We start from the raw sequence: 19,623 nt of genomic DNA on the forward strand, positions 1-19,623 counted from the left end.
AGTTATTCACTCTGAAAACCAGCACCCAAACAATAACGACTGAGAGTAAGCTGGATCTCTCAGCAAAGTACCAAGAAAGGAACGAAGCAATGAAAAATATGTCTGCTTTAGATAATACAATCAACGATTCTGATACCGACAAAACCGTCGTGGTCAGATCAATTCCTGCTCGAAAGGTGGCCCAGTTGAAGTTGGCGATGGACGGAGCCGAGAGGCGCATGCTCCGTCTCAAGACCGAGCTACTTGAGTGCCGTGCCATTATCCGGCGCAAATATGTCGAGCGTCAGGATAGCAAAGGAAATGCGACCACGCAGCTTCAGCTAAATCCTGCGCAGGTCGAGGGTTATCGGTTGAAACGTACTGGCATCGAAGAGCAACTGGCCATTGCATCTGGGGACTATCTCCAATGGAAGAGAGCCTACCGAAAGGCAGTGGAACAGAACATCCAGGTGGCACGCAAATCGGTGAAAATGGTGCGTGAAGAAAACCGGCTTCGCCGTGATGCAAGAGCGCTTCTCAGAAAGACCAAAGCCATTCTAGAGAAAGAAGGTAGGAATGGTGGAGCTCTGGAACTCGACCTCCTGACAACTCTTGCAGTCAACGATGATGTAAAGGGTTTCAGATCGGCGTTTGATGAGTTTGTCGAGAAGTTCGATCCGTCACACTACGTGACCATCTCAGGTATCAGTAGCGTGAAGACCGAGATTATCCATGCCCTTATGGATGAGTTCTCGGCAGGTAAAGCGAATGACAACTCCGAAACCCTTACCGGTGCAGTTGCAGCAGTTGAAGGAGGTGTCTAATGAATTACTACAATCTCAAAGATACCAAACGAAAGGCGACCCCGAAGCTGGGGTCGCTGATTGCATCCCTGAAAGATCGGGTGACTTTGGAGGAGGTGGTTGAGCGACTAGGCCTTCCAAAGAAACTCAATCTTCAGAAGACAGGTAGTTCACTTCAGGGGGAGTGCCCAACCGGGCACTCCTCTACCAGTGGGCGATGCTTCAGTCTGGATACAGCTAACAATCTCTACCACTGCTTTCACTGTGGTGAGGCAGGAGACATTGTAGAGCTCGTCGCTTTAGTCAATCACATTGGGAGGTTTCAGGCCGTCCGGTGGATTGCTGAACAGTTCGATCAGAGCGTTATCTCTCAGTTGGATGCCGCCGCTGACCAGGAGACGCCCGAGCAAAAGGAATATCACCAACGAGGCGTCCTGTACCAAATGATTTTCGAAGAAGGGAAACGTCAGCTCTCTTTACCAAATGCTCAACTGGTGATGGACTACTTGGTGAAGGATCGTGGGTATGATGCTACAAAGTTGGCGGATACGGAGTTCATCTATTGGGACACGGACAAGGACATCCGGGCGTATCTGGTCTCAAAAGCACCTCAAATGCAGGATCAGATCGAAGCTCTCAGACTGCAGGGCGGATACGGTGACAATTTCCGTCTAGCAATTCCGTTCAGAGACCGTCATGGAGTCATCACTGGTTTTATGAAACGGGCCCACGAGAAGGCTGGATTCACTTTGAGGGGCAAACCAGGTATTCGGTGGGATTCAACTCCTGGACTCGACAAGTCGGATCTATTTGGTCTAAATCGGATCCGAAAAGCCGAGGATCTCGTCGTGGTGGAGGGATATCCGGACGCTACGTACCTACCGGCATTGGGTCTGACGAATATTGTCGCTTTGGGGCAAGCTGCATTTTCGGACAAGTACATCAACGGCTTGCTGTCAAAAGAGGTCAGGCGAATTATCCTTGCACTCGACAATGACGGTGGTACAGGTGACAAAAACACGGAAGATATATGCCAGCGTTTGGCCGATTCTGACATCGGGGTATTCGTTATCGATCCGCCAACCATGGGGAAAGAGAAAGATCCTGATGAGTATGTGCAGATCAATGGAATCGATGCGTTCAAAAAGTTGGTGGCGAACGCAGAGAGTGCCTCGAAGTGGATGGCGAAACGCCTGATGTCTAAGCACGATCTCAAGTCTGATCTTGGCCGAACACATGCAATCGATGAGGCACTCGACTATGCCGATTCGCTGAAGAACGCACTGGAAGCTGAGGCTATCGTCGGGGCTCTTGCACTAGAACTCAGCCTGACACCGGAGAACCTGGAGAAAGAGTTCGAGCGCACGCAGCAGAAAAAGGCAGCCGAGCGTCTGCAGGAAGGCATCGCGAATGTCGGTTCACAGGTGAGGCAGCTCATCCAAAATGGTGAGCCGGAGGAAGCTGCTCGACTTGTAGCCGTAGCGCCTCTCGACCTGTTGGCGGATTTTCGGAAGACAAAGCAAGCGCCACAGACCCCGTTGTCGGAATATCTTGGCGAAAAGAAACTGGCTGATCGCAATCGGACTGCTGGAAAACGGATCGGTTATCAGCTCAACACCTTCTCAGAGGTCGATTCAAAGCTGTGTGGGCTCCAGGCAGGGTTATACATTGCAGCAGCTGATCCGAATATCGGTAAGACCGCATTCATGGTCAGTCTGGCCATCGATGTCCTGAAAGCCAATCCAGACGTTCATTCTCTGTTCTATACGATGGATGATAGCCGGGATACAATAATTAATCGATTCCTGGCGAACCGGACAGATATGGCAATCAACTCGATCCGCTTTAAGCCAGTCGGCACACCCGAGGAACAGATGATCGACACAGCCTACAAAGAAATGGGACAGTGGGCGTCCTCAGGGAGACTCGACATAAAGGAGATCTCAGAATGGCTAACGATGAGCGCAATACAGAATGACATCCAAAGTCATCCACATCGGGATAAACTTGTGGTTTTCATCGATGGACTCTATAACGTTCCGATGGACGAGAACTTCCGGTCGTTGCGTGAAGAGAACATTCAACGTGCTAATCAAGTGAAGCAGCTGGTGAAACTCTTCAAGATTCCAGTCATCGCAACCGCAGAATTCCGCAAGCAAGGGCGTGAAGAGCCAGCCGCAGGTCGGGGAGCCAGAACTATTCACGATATCATGGAAACTGGCAAGTACGGTTACAACGCGGATTTGATCTGGTTGCTGTCTCCGAAAGATCCAGACAAATATGCCACTGAGGATGAACCGATCATCTTGATGGAGTTCGGCAAGAACAAGCTGGAGTCATTCCGTGGCAGAATCGAACTCAAATTCATTCGTGCGAAATCCACAATGATTCCAATGGGTGGAATCGTTACGACAACTGCTTCTCAACAACTTTTCTGAAAGGAACAAAATCATGGGACACGTGCATAACATAATCCAACAAATGAAACAAAAACAGGTGCAGGCTACCACAGCTGCACCTGCTGTTCCACAAGTATTCGACCTTCCTGGGGATCATCGTCTGGTCAAGATTATACAGGCGCAAATCCTCGCGACCAAACAGGAATACACGCGTAGTTTGAAATGGCTGCGAGATGCGAATCAGAAGTATCTGCGCCTGAGAGCAAAGGACAAGCGGGAATACCTACGGAAGCAGATCGTGGCAACAAAAGAACATATGGCCAAATTACTCACGCAGATTGGGTCATACTCCGCCGACGAGCGAATGCATGGATTCGTGGAGGTGCAAAATGCCAACTGAATGCATTCGAGTAAGCATACATTCTGAGGCGTTGAAGTTTGGGCAAACACCAGATCCGCTCAAGCCTGATCTGAAGGACCTTGTGGTTGACAATTCCGTCCTTGCTGACGCCCAGAAAGAAGGGATCACGAGTATAGGATACAATCTGAGCTATGCCGAGGATAGGGCTCTCTTTGCTGTCCAGAAACTGCTCGACAGAACAGACTTCAAGGGTAATTCACGGCCGGTCAAATCAACCATGCCGGACACGTACTATTACTATGACGAGCTGCCGGTTCTCGAGATCAAATCGACCGAGTATCTTGACGCATATGGTGTTCGGAAGTTGAAAACACAGCGGCATAAGAATGAATACAGTCCAGAAGCGAGGCGGGACGCTCTCGACGTTCTGCGGAGCTTAGACGAGCAGAAATATCTTTTAGCGTACGACAAGAGCCGAGGCCAAGACACTCGAAAAATGCACCGAGTTGAGGCTGTGGCCCCATTGATAAAACTCGAATGGATGAAGGGGAACCGGATGATAAGAATTGTCCCCAATCCTGTTCTTGTGGATCACATTGACAGTTACTATGTTCTAAAGCCAGCTGACATCTTCACATTGGTTGACGGACGATCACCGACTCGATTACGCTTTCTCGAGTTTCTGCTATACCAAGCGGAAATGAAAAGGCGGAAAGAGGTCAGAGACGAAGAATCCTCAGATTACGAAGTTAGGCTTCAACCAGGAGTGATTGCTCATCGGCTTCGGCTTGAAGGCCTGATATCGGCAAATCAGAGGTCAAGATTGCGGGGGACGATAAACGATCTCTATGCGTTTGGCAAGGAGATCGGTTTCCTGGATTCATACTCAGTGGATCAACCGGGCTCCAAAGCCAGATTTGTCGACGTCCTCGGCCTGAACAAGACCAAGTTCGAAGAAATCAGAGGGAAGTTGGGTCTAGTACCTATGGTAGGAAAGTCTACCATCATCAGTAGCGGAGTCTAGTACTGTTGGTAGTGTGAGCATCATATCGATCCATGTCCATCGCGGTTTCATCGACCATTTGGACCTTTATGATATATCTATGATATATTAATACCCACCCTCTGCTACCGCGGCGGGTGGGAAGGATTTTCCTGATTGCAGACGGAACTCCTTTTTAGTATATTGAAAACACACCGAGACAGGTGGTAACAAAGTGGTAACAAGGTGGTAACACTTTTTACCCAGTTCTTTCAAAGCAGGCTAGAAAGTAATGATAGTGGCATTTGAAGCGCTCTCAATTTCTGAGCAAATTCAGGGATTCTGAGAGGCGTGTACCGAAAAATGCCGGGAAAGACCTCGGAACGTAGCGCAGCCCGGTAGCGCACTTGCTTGGGGTGCAAGGGGTCGCGGGTTCAAATCCCGCCGTTCCGACGAAAAGCGGCAATTTCACGAGCACTGAAACCCACTGCTAATAGACTGCTCATAACAGTCGAGGTAGCCAGTGGGTTTTCTATTTGCATCTCTCTTCAAACGCGCCAACGGCGTTTGGTATATCCTCTACACCCATCAGGGTCGTCAACGTTGGATTTCAACGAAGACGAAGCAGAAAGCTGAAGCCCTGAAGCGTCTCAAAAGTTTCCAGGAGCCTCCCTCCGATCAGCCCAAATCAATAAGCCTCTCAGAGTTCACGAAGGAGTTCCTTGCCTTTGCAGAAGCGAACGACTTTCGCGGCTCGTACGAGCTCGGTTGACGTTTTCGCTGCTTCCGTCCAGCCTCGCGGACCAACAGATTGTCACGGCGGTTTCTCCAGAGGATTGATCACGCCGCTTGTGAAGAATTGTTGAGTTATCTGACGATTGCCCAACGTGAGAGCGAACAAAAAAAATACGCTTTATCGTGTATTGTGAGATGCTTGCCATATCGATAGCTTACTTTGTTGCGGAAAATGCACAGCTCTCATAGTCGAAGCCGTTGATCGAAGTGTGCGAACCCTCCTCGCACAGAAGACGGCTTCCCCCTTCTATTGAGTGTTGGGGCAACAGCCACATTTGAAACAATGTGGGACGTATGTCATCCCGGATGGCGGTTGACCTGTGCACCATGATACCCACCGTGGCGAATCAGGCCCCTCATTGTTCAAACGAGGCGACGTGCCATGATGCGGAGTATCCTCTTAAAGGCGACCATAGCGCCTCTGTAAACTCAACCCTCAAAGGTATGTAATGAAGACTATTTGGCAACGCCTGCGAAGCCTTGCAAGACCTCCCGGCAAGTGGAACGACGAACAACAACGTCAGGCCGAGGTACTCCATATTTCTTTTATCCTCATCTTTGTTGCCGGGCTTCTCTATGCCATCCTGCCGTCATCAATCCTCGCCGGACAAGGCATGTACTACGGTGCGGCGATGCTGTGCGGCATGATTGGGAGTCTTCTCCTCCGCTTTCGCTATCTCCATCTCTCGAGTGTTCTGACAGTTTCCACGCTTTGGATTGTCTTCACAGCTGGAGCGTTTACGGAGGGGGGCATCACGTCGAGTTCCTTCGCAGGGAACGTAGCGATCATCATTTTCGCGGGGCTGGTGCTTGGCCTGCGGGGCGCCATTACCACCGCCGGTGTAAGTATTGTTGCGGCGGGACTCCTTGTCTACCTCTCACATCACGATTTGTTGCCTCCGCCGGTGCTTATATATTCGGAGATGAATATCTTCGCCGATTTCGCCGTGTATCTTTCATTCACTGCACTTTTTACCGGAATCGCCATTCACCGCATTGACCAATCCACTGCCCGCACGAAGCAGGAACTTGAGCAGCGAAAGAAGGCGGAGGAATCACTGAGTCTGAATGAAAAGCGGATGAACGATATCATGTTCAGCATGGCAGAGTGGGTGTGGGAGGTTGACGAGAATGGTGTCTATACGTACACTTCGCAGAAGCGCGCTGACCTTTTTGGGCAATCCCATGAAGAGATTATCGGGAAGACACCATTCAATTTCATGCCACCCGATGAAGCCAAGAGAGTGGCAGCGATATTCTCTGAGATCGCGGCAACCAAGGCGCCCATCAAGGATCTCGAAAACTGGATCATTGGGAACGATGGCGAGAGAATCTGCCTCCTCACCAATGGTGTGCCCATACTCGACGAAGAGGGGAATCTTAAAGGTTACCGCGGCGTGGACAAGGACATCACCGAGCGCAAGAAGGCGGAGAAAGCTCTCGAACAGCAAAACCTTGTGCTGGTCAAATTGAACGCGCTGGCACTTGGACTTGCATCGTTACCTTCGAGTCAGGATATGCATGAGTTTATCGCGAAGAAGCTCAAAGAGACAACCGGTGCCTATGCGGTTGCATTCAGTGTGTACGAGCCGGACAACAGAGTTCTCAGAACGACGAATCTCGAAGTGGATCCTGGAATACTTGAGAAGGTTACCAAAATATTGGGGAACAAGATAGGCGATCTCAAATACTCTGTCAATGACGACATCTACAAAAAGATAACCACTGAGGTAGTTGGGACACGACACACATTAACCGACGTGAGTTTTGGAACGATTCCACCAATCATCGGTGCTGCCATAGAGAAACTGACGGGCGTCGATCGATTCATCGGTATCGCTTCAGTCATTGAAGGTGAACTCTATGGCGCCTCAATGCTGGTTCTCAAGACCGGTGAACCGGAGCCAGCTGCTGAATTCCTTGAGTCGTGTGCGAACATCATAGCTGTCTCGTTACGTCGCAGGCGGGCCGAGGACGCGTTGCGGGAAAGCGAACAGAACTACAGAACGTTGGCCGACTCGGGCCTGGCGCTCATTTGGACCGCAGGGACTGACAAGCTCTGCAATTATTTCAATAACACTTGGCTGAACTTCACAGGACGCACCTTGGAACAGGAGTTGGGGAATGGCTGGGCGGATGGCGTCTATGCAGACGACCTGCAGCATTGCTTCGACATCTATGTGGGCGCATTCGATCGGCGCGAACCTTTCAGCATGGAGTATCGACTCCGCCGACACGACGGCGAGTATCGCTGGATTCTGGACAATGGCAACCCACGCTACGACAGCAAAGGGCTTTTCATCGGCTATATAGGCCATTGCCTTGACATCACCGAGCGCAAGCAGGCGGAGAGAATGTTGAACGAAATTGTGCTCAAGAATCCGATGTCGATTCAAATTCTGGATAAGGAGGGGTTCACACTGGAAGTGAACACGTCGTTCAAAGTGCTTTTCGGATCTGTTCCACCTTCGGACTATTCGATGTTTCATGATCTTCAATTAGCACAACTCGGAATGGGAGAGATCTTCGAACATCTAAGAAATGGTGAGATTGTTCACTTTCCTGATACGTATTTCAACGCGCATGATTCGGTCCCGGAGTTCCCGGATGTCCCTGCCTGGATAAGGGCTATCGGTTTCCCGCTCAACGACAGCGATGACAAGCCTGAAAAATTCGTTCTCATGCATGAGAACATCACCGAACGTAAACGGGCGGAAGAAAAACTACTTCATTCAGAACTGCGGTTCCGATCCGTATGGAACAATTCCGCGGATGGTATGCGATTGACTGATCGTGAGGGTCGGATCCTGGATGTGAACGACGCATACTGCAAACTTGTGAAGATACCGCGTGAAGAGTTGTTGGGCCAACTATTCTCAATCACCTACCAGAGAGAAGGTCCGACTGATGATCTCAGCGTGTACCAAAAACGATTCGATAGAAGCGAGACTATTACCAATCTGATCGGCAGGGCGACGCTCCGAACTGGTGAAGTGGTTCACCTTGAGGTGACGAGCTCATTTATCGAGATCACCGGTCACGGAACAATGCTCCTTTCCCTTTTTCGCGACATCACCCAACGCGAGCGTTCTGAAGAGGCCTTGCGTCAGGCACAGAAGTCGGAAAGTATCGGAACGCTGGCGGGCGGTATTGCGCACGACTTCAACAATCTTCTCAATGCAATGCTCGGTCAATCGAGCCTCGCCTTGGGAAAACTGTCTCACGAAAGTCCGGCAAGGAGTCACATCGAAAAGTCGATCAAGGCGGCTGATAGGGCGGCCGATCTGACGAGGCAGTTGCTCGCCTACTCGGGCAAGGGGAGGTTCCTCGTCGAAGAAATCGATCTCAACCTCGTCGTGAAAGAAAACGTCCAGATACTCGAAGTCTCAGTCCCCAAGACTACTCAGATACGTTTTGAATTGGGCTCTCCCCCTCCCCGTATTCAGGGAGACGTCGGTCAGATCCAGCAAGTTATCATGAACCTCATCATCAATGCCGGTGAGGCCGTGGGGCCGAATCCCGGAACCGTCACCGTTCGCACAGGCCGCATCGAGCTCGCGCAGAATGAAACGAAGTATTGGAAGTATTCCGCCACTCCGCTCGCACCAGGCAGCTATGCCTTGTTGCAGGTAAGCGACAATGGACACGGGATGAAGCAAGAGGTGCTGGATCGCATTTTCGATCCTTTTTTCACCACCAAGTTCACGGGCCGGGGACTCGGTCTGGCAGCCGTTCTGGGTATCATCCGGGGACACAAAGGAGGTGTCCACATCACAAGTGAAGAAGGAAAAGGAACGCGGTTTGACGTAGTCTTCCCGCTGGTGGGGACTTCTCTGACTGCCGATGCCCGGGAAAAGCAGATGGCACCGGTGACCGATGGCGCAGGAAAAACCATTCTTGTGATCGATGACGAAGCTTCCGTGCTCGAGCTCTTGACGGATATCTTCTCTGACGCCAAGTTCACGGTGATCGGAGCACTCAACCCGTTGGAAGGTATCGAACTCTATCGCCGTCACCAGCCTGACATCGCCGCGGTGGTACTGGACTACTCCATGCCGGGAATGGACGGAAAGGCAGCCTTTGAGGAACTGGCGAGAATTAACAAAGACGTCAAGGTTCTTCTGTGCTCGGGATATTCGGAGGAGGAAACGTCAGCTGTCTTTGGTGATATCCGGCCGGCTGGGTTCATACAGAAACCGTACCAGCCAGCTGCACTCCTGGAACGAATTTCACGCCTGATTTGAAAAACGACTGCTTTCATCCTGTATTGTCGTTTCAACTAGACTGCCATTTCGACCGATAGGGTGAAATCTGATCAGAGCCCGTGTAAGATTTCTCATCGCGGGGCTCCTCGAAATGACGGCAGCGTGGGAAGTTGTCATTCCTTCCCTTCCACAATCTTGATTTCTTCTTCCGTCAATCCATACAGCTCGTAAACAGCCTCATCAATCTGACGATCAAGGCTTTCGCATTGTAATTCCAGTCGATTCTTTTCGGCATCGGTTTTTGCTCCTGCAAGCTTCTCCTTCGATTGAAGCATTTCATTGGCAAGTTTCACTATCTGATCGTGCGCTTGTTTGTCTCTTGGATCTTCCAGATCCACGGTCCTAATTGGAAGTTTCAGAAGGTACTTGTTCTCAAAGGACCAGAAGTTACCTCGCAGCGCCGTTGAGATATTCTTGATTACAAAGAACGTCAGGCTCGAATTCAATATGGCCAAGAGGAATTCATAAGAGGCTTTAGCTTCATGCTTAAGCACAATTCCATACGCCCCGCTGACCCCCGCACTGAAAACAAAGTCACCGCGATCGTCCAGTCCGAAGGAACATTTGAAAGCATTAAAGGGCGTAAGAATCTTCCTATGCCAAAGAATCTTCATGTTCTGAGGTCTGCTATAGCACCACCAATTCTTCCCGAACCTCCCCTCTTCTCTTTGATTCAAGATCTTCTTGTTCGCTGAATCGTTTAGGTATTGCCAAGTCAATGGAAATTCTTTTGCCATATGTTCAGCGGACAACAATGTCGCGTTACTGTCGTATGGAAAAATTGTCACTTCATTGGCTTCGCGGTGAATATTGTATCTCCTTATGAACTTGCCCTTTACATAGGTTCGTAGAATCCCGGCTTCTAGATCAACTTCCCTATCGAGAGATTCGGAATAGCAGCGGCATTTGCCTGTGCCTCTCGTCAGAAGCTTCAAAATGAAGACATTGTCAGCACCCGCCTTGGGTCCCTGGAAGATATTTGTTGTGAGATCGCCCAGCCTTGGAAGTGCACTTAGTCTTCCGAATATGTTCTCAGATTTCAAGTCCTGAATCAACCAATCCTGCTCGCTCCATTTTCCAATTGCAATCTTCTCAAATTGCGGATTGAGAAGGAACCTTTCCGGCGCTTCATCTCCCTGAAGCTTTGCAACCTCGATTGATTCGTGATAATCTTTCATTAGAAACAGGAGACACGTATAGGTTGTTGCCCCTTCAAAAACTTGGTGATCACCAAAGTGAATCGCTCTCGAGACCAGTTTGTTTTTCCACAAGAAATCTCTCAGTCCTACGCCGTAACCAGAATTGAAAAACTTGTAAGGAAGAATATAACCCACTAGGGCTCCACTCTTCGATGTAGCGGCTGCTTTCTCGACAAAAGCTACATAAATATCATAGTTACCACTCTTTGCGCTCTCATAGTGCGATTTCAAGTAATGGACAGTTATTGGATCGTTCTCTGTTATCGCCTGAATCTTGATGTACGGCGGGTTGCCAACAATTGCGTCAAATCCTCCTCGCTTCATGACTTTCCGAAACACCTCATTGAAGTTCATCGGCTTCAACTTCGCCTCATCCACATTCGAGAACAATGAACCCTCAGCGATATCACGCCCGATAAGCGAGTTTCCACATACAATATTCTGCTTCAAATCAGGAAGAATCGTTTCCTTGAACAGCCCAAACTGATGAGCATCGCTCATCGTCGCATCTTCGAGCAGCTTCAGATACAACGAAAGCTGCGTCACCTCCGTTGCCTGGAAATCTATGTCCACTCCGTAAATATTGTTAAGGAGAATCTCCTTTTTCTTCTTCAGCGTGAGCTGTAGATGCCCGTCACGCTCAAAGACCTCATCCGGCTTCGCTTTCTCCCGGTTCGCCTCATAATAGCGAACGTGATAGTCGAGCAGTTGGGCATACACTTCGATCAGGAATGAGCCCGAGCCGCAAGCGATGTCTGCGAAAGCCATCGGCGCAATCTCGGCGGGAGTCTTGCCTTCGATGAGCTTCCCCACAGTCTCTTTCACGATGTACCGAACGATGTACTCGGGAGTATAATAAACGCCCCCCGCCTTGCGCACCTCTGGTTTCTCCTCGACCTTTACCCGCTTATCGGTTGCATGCACGACCTTCCCGAGAAAGCGCTCGTAGATGCTGCCAAGAATTGAAATCGGTATCTGGTTGAAATCATACGGCGATGCCGGGTCGGCCAGCTCGGCGCAGATCCCGGCAAACGTCTTCTCCTCTGCTGGTCCAAACGTAATCTCGTCGAGTATGCGATGCGGCTTGAAAACAAGTCCGTTGTATTTCGGCTCGTATTTCTTGCAGATATTAACGAAGGCCTTCCGCGCCGATTTCTGCCCCTTGATGCCGATGATTCCCTTCTCTTCGATCCCCTTATCCTCGAGGAAGCGAATGAACACAAGCCGGTCAATGGTTCGCTGAACGGCTTCGGTGAGCTCCTCTCCGTCCAGTTTGTCGTCCGCTTTCTTGAATGCTTTTGCGAGCGTCGACCGGTACGCATCAAGCTCTTCCAGAAACGCTTCATCGACGGCCTGGTACGCGCCTCTGGAGGCTCCTTTCTGTCCGCCTTTGCCGCGGGGCTTGGGCAATTCTGCAGCCCGCTTTTCGATCGAGCCTGCAGCAACCGCCTCCCGTGAAAAGAGGTAATTGATATAGGCGAACGTATCTGCGTCCGCGTAGTCGGCATAGTGGAAGGAGGCCACTTTGCGGTTCAATGCATCGTTGATGTCCGGCTTGAAGCGGCAATCGAGGATGTGGAATTCCTCAAAGTCTGTCAGCACGGCAAGCGGGGTTTTGGCGTTCCAGGCGTAGCGGATCGCCTGATAATAGTCGTCGCGGTTGGCAAGGTTGCGGGAGGGCTTCTTTGCCTCGACAAAGAACTTCGGATCACGGAAATTCGGGTTGAGGAAGAACGCATAGTCGGCTCTCCTTTGCGACGATCCGGCCATCTTCACTTTGTTTTCAATGTGGACTTCCTGCTCGTATGGATTTTTCTGTTTCTCGTGTGTGACATCCCAGCCCAGCGCCGTGAAAAACTTATCGATGAAATCCTGGCGTACCTGAGATTCCTGATAGCCCGGCGCGAGGTAAGCGCTTTCCTGCGCCTTGAAATCGGTCACGAGTCGCTTTACTGCATCGAATGCTCGGTCCATGTGATCTCTATCCTTATGATGAGAAGCTGTCTCAAAAACATACTAGCAGGTTGTTGAAATTCATATTTCAATTGACAGAATCAAACCGCCAAGTCCCGCTCTCGGATTCCGCTCATAAGCGGGATTCAGAAAGCGAAACCGCAGAGAGACGCAAAGTCATTGTTTTTGGAATAGAATCACCACTCATTTTTTTCTTGGCGCCTCTTGGCGTCCTTGCTTGCCCCGAACGATGTTGGTTCGGGGGCGGTTCATCTTATTCTTTGAAACTAGAATTTCAACAGCCTGCCAGAGGTTATCTCAAAAACCTTCAAAGTCATTGCGAGCGATGCCCCGCAAGGGCGAGCGAAGCCTGCCCGCCTCCGCGAATCGAAGAGGGCAGGCGGGCAATCTCACCAACGTATGCCGGGGCAAAAGAGAGATTGCTTTGGCAAGAAACGCCTCGCAATGACGCGGTTGGCGTTTTTGAGATGGGCCCTAGTGGCCCATCTCGTAAGCACCTTGAATAATTTGAGATGTCACTCCTGACGGAGTTCTCAGAAGACAGCTTGTTTTCAGATCAATGTACATCTCGTCCCTGACGGGACTTCTTCAGACAACTTCAGAGACAAGATACTAGAATTGCTTTATCTGCAGGGTCCTGGTCTTATGACCTCGCAAAAGCAACGAGCGGGGCGATTGTTCCACCGTCTGCTTCGCGTATCGCCGACAGATATACACTTCTTGGATCACCCTGCTTCACAAGATTTGCACTTCCCCAGGTAAAGACGGGGCGATCGAGGAGGTGACTCACAAGAATGTCTGCCATCAGGCGTGAGTGCCTTCCATTGCCGTTGGAGAAGCAATGAATGCTCACAACCCTGTGGCTGAAGCGGACGGCGATCTCGTCTGCAGGAAAAGTGATATTGTCGAGCCAGAACGCTGTGTCGTCCAGAAGTTTGCGGAGCTCGATTCCGATTTCTTGTTTATCCACGCCGATGTTCTTGTTTGTCTTACGAAATTCTCCTGCCCATCTCCATACCTCATCGTACATCCGGCGATGCAGTTCCTTCACAAAAGACTCACTCAGCAGAGTTTCACGGCTCAACGATCTTCGTATCGACCACTCAACCGCTTTCTCGATGTTCAGCTGCTCGAACTCGTCAAGTTCGCCACGCGTGGTAACGGACTTTACGAGGAGTCCTTCTCTTTCGTCCTCTTCCAGCGGCGTCTGGCCATTGGTGATGTCAAAATCTAGTCCCATAAATATTTTGGCATCTCCCTTTTGATTTCGCTTGCCCTCTCTTTGATAGCTTTCGCTATTCGTTCGCCGACGTTTTCCTGATCCTCCAGTTTCATGCTCTGAGAAGTGCGCGTGACTATCTCGCTGGCAACCTGGAGCGCACGTTTTTCTATCAGCTTCTCGAGGGACTCTCCGCACGGCACGAATCCGTAGACGAGTTTCATATCCAGGGCTCTGCCCGCCTCGCGCAGAGATTTGATTGTGATGGACCCGCTTGACTCGGCCCTTTCGAGGTCGTTCACTGTCTGCGCTGTTTTTCCGATCCTCTTTCCGAGTTGTCTCATCGACATTCTCATGGCGGTCCTGATCGTGTGTATCCACCCTCTCTGCGGGGTTTCTACGGTCTCAACAGGTGCGAATCTCTTCATTTTCTTCTCGAGTTGATCGATCAGAAGTTTCTGTTTTGGTATTTTTGAAGCCATGTCACCCTCAATTGTTCCATTGAAATTAAGGCTATAGCCTGAAACAAGCAAGTCAATTTTATGGCTATAGCCATAAGAAAATAAGATGGTTTTATGGCTAAAACCAGAAATAAGGATAACGTATACCGCTATACGCATAGTAATCCCAAGGAAATCAAGGCAGACCTTAGGACGGGTATCCTGTTTCCCCGCGTTTGCTTTCAAACATGAGGAGTGCTAGATTCCTCCGCCGGAATTCTTGACATACCTTTCACGCGACCGGCGAACCAGCCACCACCGTATCCAATCATCATCACGAGGGCACATGAAACTCCCTTCCATCACCCAGGCCGTGCGCGATGCACGCCTCACGTTCGTTCGTTTCCCTTTGGTGATCACAGATGCCTTGATCGGAACGGTCGCAATGTTGATCCTGATAGATCATGAGCAGCCCCCGAATCCATCCTTCCTTTTCCAGGTGGTGTCTGCCGCTGTTCTGGGCTTTCCTCTCCTCGCCTGTCTGGCCATCACGGCCGAAAAAAAGAAGTGGGGCAAATCGATTTCACTTGGTGCCCAGTTCGTAGGCCTGGTCCTGGTGGCGCTATATTCGCTTTCGGTTCCTCAGGATCTCATCAACGCACCGGCAATCCACATGATCCGCATGGCACTTCTGGGGACGGGACTGGTTCTGGCCGCGCTCGTGGCTCCGTACATGTTGACAGGAAGCGTGCATGGATTCTGGCAGTACTGCAAGACGATTGTGCTCAGACTTCTCATCGCTTTTCTCTACGCCGTGGTTCTCTGGATAGGACTTGCCCTTGCACTCGCTGCCCTCAACAACCTGTTCGGAGTCGAAATCCCGGGGAGACGCTACTTCGAACTCTGGGTGGCACTCCAGGGGATCTTCACGCCCTGGTTTTTCCTGGCGGGCATGCCCGATGATCTTAACGAACTGGACACGCTGACCGAGTACCCGAAAGGGCTCAAAATCTTTTCTCAATACATTCTTCTTCCTCTCGTCCTTACGTACCTTGTTATTCTCTACGCATATCTGGGGAAAATTCTACTCGCGTGGGATTGGCCTCAGGGCTGGGTCAGCGCTCTCATACTTGGATTCATCAGTACCGGCTTGTTCTCCATCGTACTCCTCCACCCGATCAACGGCCGGACCGAAAATGTCTGGATCAACACCGCTTCCCGATGGTTCTTTGTTGTCATCATTCCTCTTATCATCATGCTTTTCCTGGCAATCTGGCGGCGTGTGTCTGAATATGGCGTCACCGAGGGGAGATATCTCGCGATTGCGCTTGGGATATGGCTTTGCATCATCGTGGTGTACTTCATCATCAGCAAGGCGAAAAACATCATGATGCTGCCCGCTTCCCTCTGCCTCGCGTCGTTTCTTGTGACCTTTGGCCCGTGGAGCACGTTCGCCGTCTCGGAGCGGAGTCAGATTGCGCGCCTTCAGGACTTGCTGACGAAGAACAAGATTCTCGTCAATGGTTCGGTCCACGCACAGCGCGACTCGATCCCATTCGAGGACACGAAACAGATTAGTGCGATCATCTCGTATCTGCATGACATTCATGGGTACAGCCGGATTCAGCCCTGGTTCGCGCAAAGTCTGCTGAAAGACTCAGGCGGCTCCCTGTCGGCCTACCAGGATCCCGCAGGGATCGCGAAGCTCATGGGCGTTGAGTATGTCGAGGTGTGGAGAACCGGAGGGGGAGGAATGATGGTCTTCTTCACCGACAAGGAACGCCCGATGGAGATCGGCGGCTACGATCAGATGTGGCGCGGCCAGCGTTTTATTGCCGGCGAAACGAAATCCGTTTCAAACGGAACCATTCGTTACCGTCTGGATGCCGGGATGAATTCCGTGACGATCTTTGCCCCGGGCGATGGAACGCCGTCAGACTCGCTCGTGGTTGATCTCGGTCCTGCGATCGACGGACTTGTGAAGAGCTACGGCTTCGGCAACAACAACCGGGTGGCACCGGAGAAAATGAGTGCGGGTGCCGCCAACGAGCACTTCAAGGTCAAAGTGAATCTGACGTTTCTGAGGATCGAGCGAAAGGCGGGAGTGTTGAAGCCGATGGCGTACGACGGGGATATCCTCTACACGATTGGCCGGTGATACGTTCTTTCGAACAGAATCTTGATTCGACGACCGCATCATCAAGCCGGCAGGCAACTACTTCTGATTCAACGCCGTCCGCATCATACGAAGGAGAGCGCTCGCGAGATAAGGTTTCTGTATGAAGAACTCCAGGCCCGCTTTGTCCAGAGCGCTTTTTTCCTCGGGTTGCATGAAACCGCTGGCAAGGATAAACTGAACGTTCGGTTTGATCGCACGGATCCTTCGAAACACCTCAATACCGTTCAACTTCGGCAATCCTAAATCTGACAGGACAAGAGCGATTTCGTCTTTGTGCCTCTCAAAGGTCTCCACACCCTCAATTCCATCACTGGCCAACAGGACGCGATAGCCGCTGGCCTCAATCATCTCCATGGTCGCATCGCTCACCAGGATTTCATCCTCGATAAGAAGGATGAGTTCACCGTTGCCGCGAACATCGCCCATACGGGAGACTTGCGGTTCTTTCTGGTTCTCCGGTCCGGGCGCACTGACCGGAAGATAGATCAGGAACTCCGTTCCTTTTCCGACCTTGCTCCTGACATCGATGAAGCCGCGATGACTTTGCACAATGGCAAAGACAACAGCAAGACCGAGGCCCGTCCCCTCACCGACCCCCTTCGTTGTGAAAAACGGATCGAAGATATTCTTCAACAACTCATCTCTGATTCCTGTCCCGCTGTCGGCGATGATGACACGAACGTACGCGCTGTCATCCCCCGTCTGGAACTTCTCCGGCAGCTCTTCCCCGCGAACAACATCCGATGAGAATGACAGAACGCCGCCGGCAGGCATGGCATCTCTCGCATTCACGCTCAGGTTGAGGAACACCTGATGAAGCTGCCCCCAATCACCGATGATCTCCGGCACCCCGGGCTGCACGTCGACCCGGACTACAATCGTTTTCGGTAACGTCTCCTCGAGCAGTTTTGTGGTCTCCCGAATTACATCACCGATGCCGAGCGATACCATCTTGGTGTCAGTTTTGCGGGCAAAGGTCAGCAATTGTCTGACGACATCAGCGCCGCGCTGAGCAGCCGATGATATCGCATGGAGGCGTCGTTCGAGCTTTTCCTTGTTGTCGGGACTGCCAGCGATAAGGTCTGCATTGCCGATAATTGCAGCAAGGATGTTGTTGAAATCGTGCGCCACTCCACCAGCCAGCAAGCCGATGCTTTCCATTTTTTGCGCTTCACGGATCTGCTCTTCGAACTTTCTACGGGCGGTGATGTCCCTGGCGATCCCGAGGAAACCGACAGTTTTCCCATGCCGGATTTCGGGCGTAATGGAAACCTCGGCCACAGTCACTCCGCCGTTTTTCGACAGCACCCGAAGTTCCATGGGACCGTGAAACCGACCTGCCAGATTCTCCCGGAATCGTTCGACCGCCCCTGCCACATCTTTCGGATGAAGGAATTTCTCCATCGAGGCCCCCTTGCATTCTTCTTCTGGCCATCCTGTGATCTCTCCAAAAGTCCTGTTCGCTGTGACAATCGTTCCTTCGAGGGAAAGGGTGAACATTGCATCACGGGCGGATTGGAAGAGGTTGCCATATCGCCGTTCGCTCAACCCGAGAGCTTCCGCTGTCTTCTCACGTTCTGCGATGGCAAGTTCAAGCTCCCGGTTCTTGTGCTGCAATTCTGCGTTGAATGCATCCTTCAATGTCAGCGCATCACGCTGCCCGCGCAGGAGATCCTCCTTGGCCCGATCTTTTTCTCTCGTCGTAACCGTGATCCGATCTGCAAGCGCGAGAGACCACAGTGTGACGAGGACGACCGTTCCGGCCCAGGCCATCTGACTCGTGATCGGGTCGCTGGGAATGACAGAAAGGCGGGCCAGGAGATACAGAATAAATCCGATTCCAACCGGGGGCCACGCGATCAGCAGAAAGACTGCCGGTCTGAATCCTCTCCGCCACGCGATGACTGCAAGTGCGCTCAATGTAGAAACAGCCGTCAGGAACAAGAACGCCAGGACAAATCTTGGCACCGTCCACACCGTAGTGAAGACCATGAAAATATCGACAGCAAGAAGTACAAGCAGCCAGCGAATGACCCGGTCAGCAAGAGGGAAACTGGTTTTCGTCACGAGAAACGATCGTGTAAACCAGAAGAGAGCTGCGATTGCCAGAGCGATGAACCCGGGACCTGCGTAGAGGCTGAGAGGATGATTCGGCCAAACGTATTGCTGATTTATTCCACGACCGTCGGCATACATTCCTGCGAGCGCGAAGAGAAAGAGTGCAAACGAGAGGTATCCCACGTCGCGCAACATCACGCCCAGGATCAGATTGTACACCAGCATGATGAGGAGGACGCCGAGAAGAAGTCCAATGATAAGAAGCTCATTGCGGTCTTTGGCACCGAACTCTTCGCTGGCCCAGAGCACAAGCGGGATACTCACGGGTCCGTCATCCTCAACCCGCAGATACAACGTGGTCTCTTTCCCAAAGGGAAGTTCCGCTTTGAAAACAAGATTGCGGTGCGGGACATCCCGCGAACTGAAAGGATACGCGCTCCCGGTCGTCTTGATCGTGAAGCCGGTGCTGTCTTCCCTCGGGACATAATACCGAATGGAGTTCGCCCCGGATCCGGGATATTCAAGCATCCAACGGTATTCCTTGTCGCTTTCATTCTTCACTTTCAGTCGAACCCAAAAAGCGGACCTCGTGATGCCAAAGTTCGGAACTTCGAAATCGCTTTTGACGAATCGGCCTGCGAAACCCAGCGAACTCACATCCTGGATTGTCAATGATCGATCTTTGTCTTCGAGATACTCCAGATGCAATCCAAGCCTGTAGGAACCTTGCGAGTTCGTCAGAATCAAGGGACCGCGATGCTGAGCGTGCAGAACGGGCGGAATCAAGACCCCGAAGACCGATACGATCAGGAGAATCGGGACCAAGTGCAGGCCGTGACGATGGAACGCTATCGCAGTGTTGTCTCTCCCAGATTTCAAGTTTTCTCCCCTTTGGCCAATTCGAAATGGATTGCCATTAATCTCTCCATAGCAATTGTCTGAAAAAGATAAACGATTCATTGTATGAAAG

At 51.2% G+C, this 19,623-nt stretch carries 11 protein-coding genes and 1 tRNA gene; 8 read left to right on the plus strand and 4 right to left on the minus strand.

The window, feature by feature from the left end:
- Window positions 1-89 precede the first annotated feature (89 nt).
- The 7 genes from NTU47_04335 to NTU47_04365 all read left to right on the plus strand — a co-directional run bounded on the left by NTU47_04335 (window position 90) and on the right by NTU47_04365 (window position 9,563).
- Complete coding sequence (locus NTU47_04335) at window positions 90-803, plus strand: hypothetical protein (GenBank protein ID MCX6133025.1); 714 nt, start codon at window positions 90-92, stop codon at window positions 801-803.
- Entirely contained in the window at window positions 803-3,220 is a 2,418-nt protein-coding gene (locus NTU47_04340) for a CHC2 zinc finger domain-containing protein (protein MCX6133026.1), read from the plus strand. The genes NTU47_04335 and NTU47_04340 overlap by 1 nt, the downstream gene beginning before the upstream one ends.
- 13 nt (window positions 3,221-3,233) lie before the next feature.
- A complete protein-coding gene (locus NTU47_04345; protein ID MCX6133027.1) occupies window positions 3,234-3,581 on the plus strand; it encodes a hypothetical protein in 348 nt (115 codons plus the stop codon).
- Window positions 3,571-4,566: a hypothetical protein gene (locus NTU47_04350; GenBank protein MCX6133028.1), complete on the plus strand. Its 996-nt coding sequence runs from the start codon at window positions 3,571-3,573 to the stop codon at window positions 4,564-4,566. The genes NTU47_04345 and NTU47_04350 overlap by 11 nt, the downstream gene beginning before the upstream one ends.
- 337 nt (window positions 4,567-4,903) lie before the next feature.
- Window positions 4,904-4,977, plus strand: a tRNA-Pro gene (locus NTU47_04355).
- Window positions 4,978-5,047: 70 nt separating this feature from the next.
- Window positions 5,048-5,296, plus strand: coding sequence for a hypothetical protein (locus NTU47_04360; GenBank protein ID MCX6133029.1), 249 nt, complete (start codon window positions 5,048-5,050; stop codon window positions 5,294-5,296).
- Between the two features lie 472 nt (window positions 5,297-5,768).
- A complete protein-coding gene (locus tag NTU47_04365; GenBank protein ID MCX6133030.1) occupies window positions 5,769-9,563 on the plus strand; it encodes a PAS domain S-box protein in 3,795 nt (1,264 codons plus the stop codon).
- Between the two features lie 134 nt (window positions 9,564-9,697).
- Here the strand turns inward: NTU47_04365 and NTU47_04370 are convergent, their stop codons facing one another.
- From NTU47_04370 to NTU47_04380, 3 genes are all read right to left on the minus strand, one after another.
- The gene (locus tag NTU47_04370; GenBank protein ID MCX6133031.1) at window positions 9,698-12,757 is read right to left on the minus strand and encodes an Eco57I restriction-modification methylase domain-containing protein; all 3,060 of its coding nucleotides are present in this window, start codon (window positions 12,755-12,757) and stop codon (window positions 9,698-9,700) included.
- Between the two features lie 643 nt (window positions 12,758-13,400).
- Window positions 13,401-13,997 carry a mobile mystery protein B gene (locus NTU47_04375; protein MCX6133032.1) on the minus strand — a complete coding sequence of 199 codons (597 nt, stop codon included), beginning with the start codon at window positions 13,995-13,997 and terminating at the stop codon, window positions 13,401-13,403.
- Window positions 13,988-14,596: a mobile mystery protein A gene (locus tag NTU47_04380; GenBank protein MCX6133033.1), complete on the minus strand. Its 609-nt coding sequence runs from the start codon at window positions 14,594-14,596 to the stop codon at window positions 13,988-13,990. Before NTU47_04380 ends, NTU47_04375 begins: the two co-directional genes overlap by 10 nt.
- A 166-nt stretch (window positions 14,597-14,762) precedes the next feature.
- On the opposite strand from NTU47_04380, the gene NTU47_04385 reads away from it, so the two are divergent.
- Complete coding sequence (locus NTU47_04385) at window positions 14,763-16,574, plus strand: DUF4153 domain-containing protein (protein ID MCX6133034.1); 1,812 nt, start codon at window positions 14,763-14,765, stop codon at window positions 16,572-16,574.
- A gap of 57 nt (window positions 16,575-16,631) precedes the next feature.
- Here NTU47_04385 and NTU47_04390 read toward each other — a convergent pair whose 3' ends face one another.
- Window positions 16,632-19,532, minus strand: coding sequence for a PAS domain S-box protein (locus tag NTU47_04390; protein MCX6133035.1), 2,901 nt, complete (start codon window positions 19,530-19,532; stop codon window positions 16,632-16,634).
- Between the last annotated feature and the right edge of the window lie 91 nt (window positions 19,533-19,623).

Source organism: Ignavibacteriales bacterium (genome assembly GCA_026390595.1).
GTDB lineage: Bacteria > Bacteroidota > Ignavibacteria > UBA10030 > UBA10030 > UBA9647.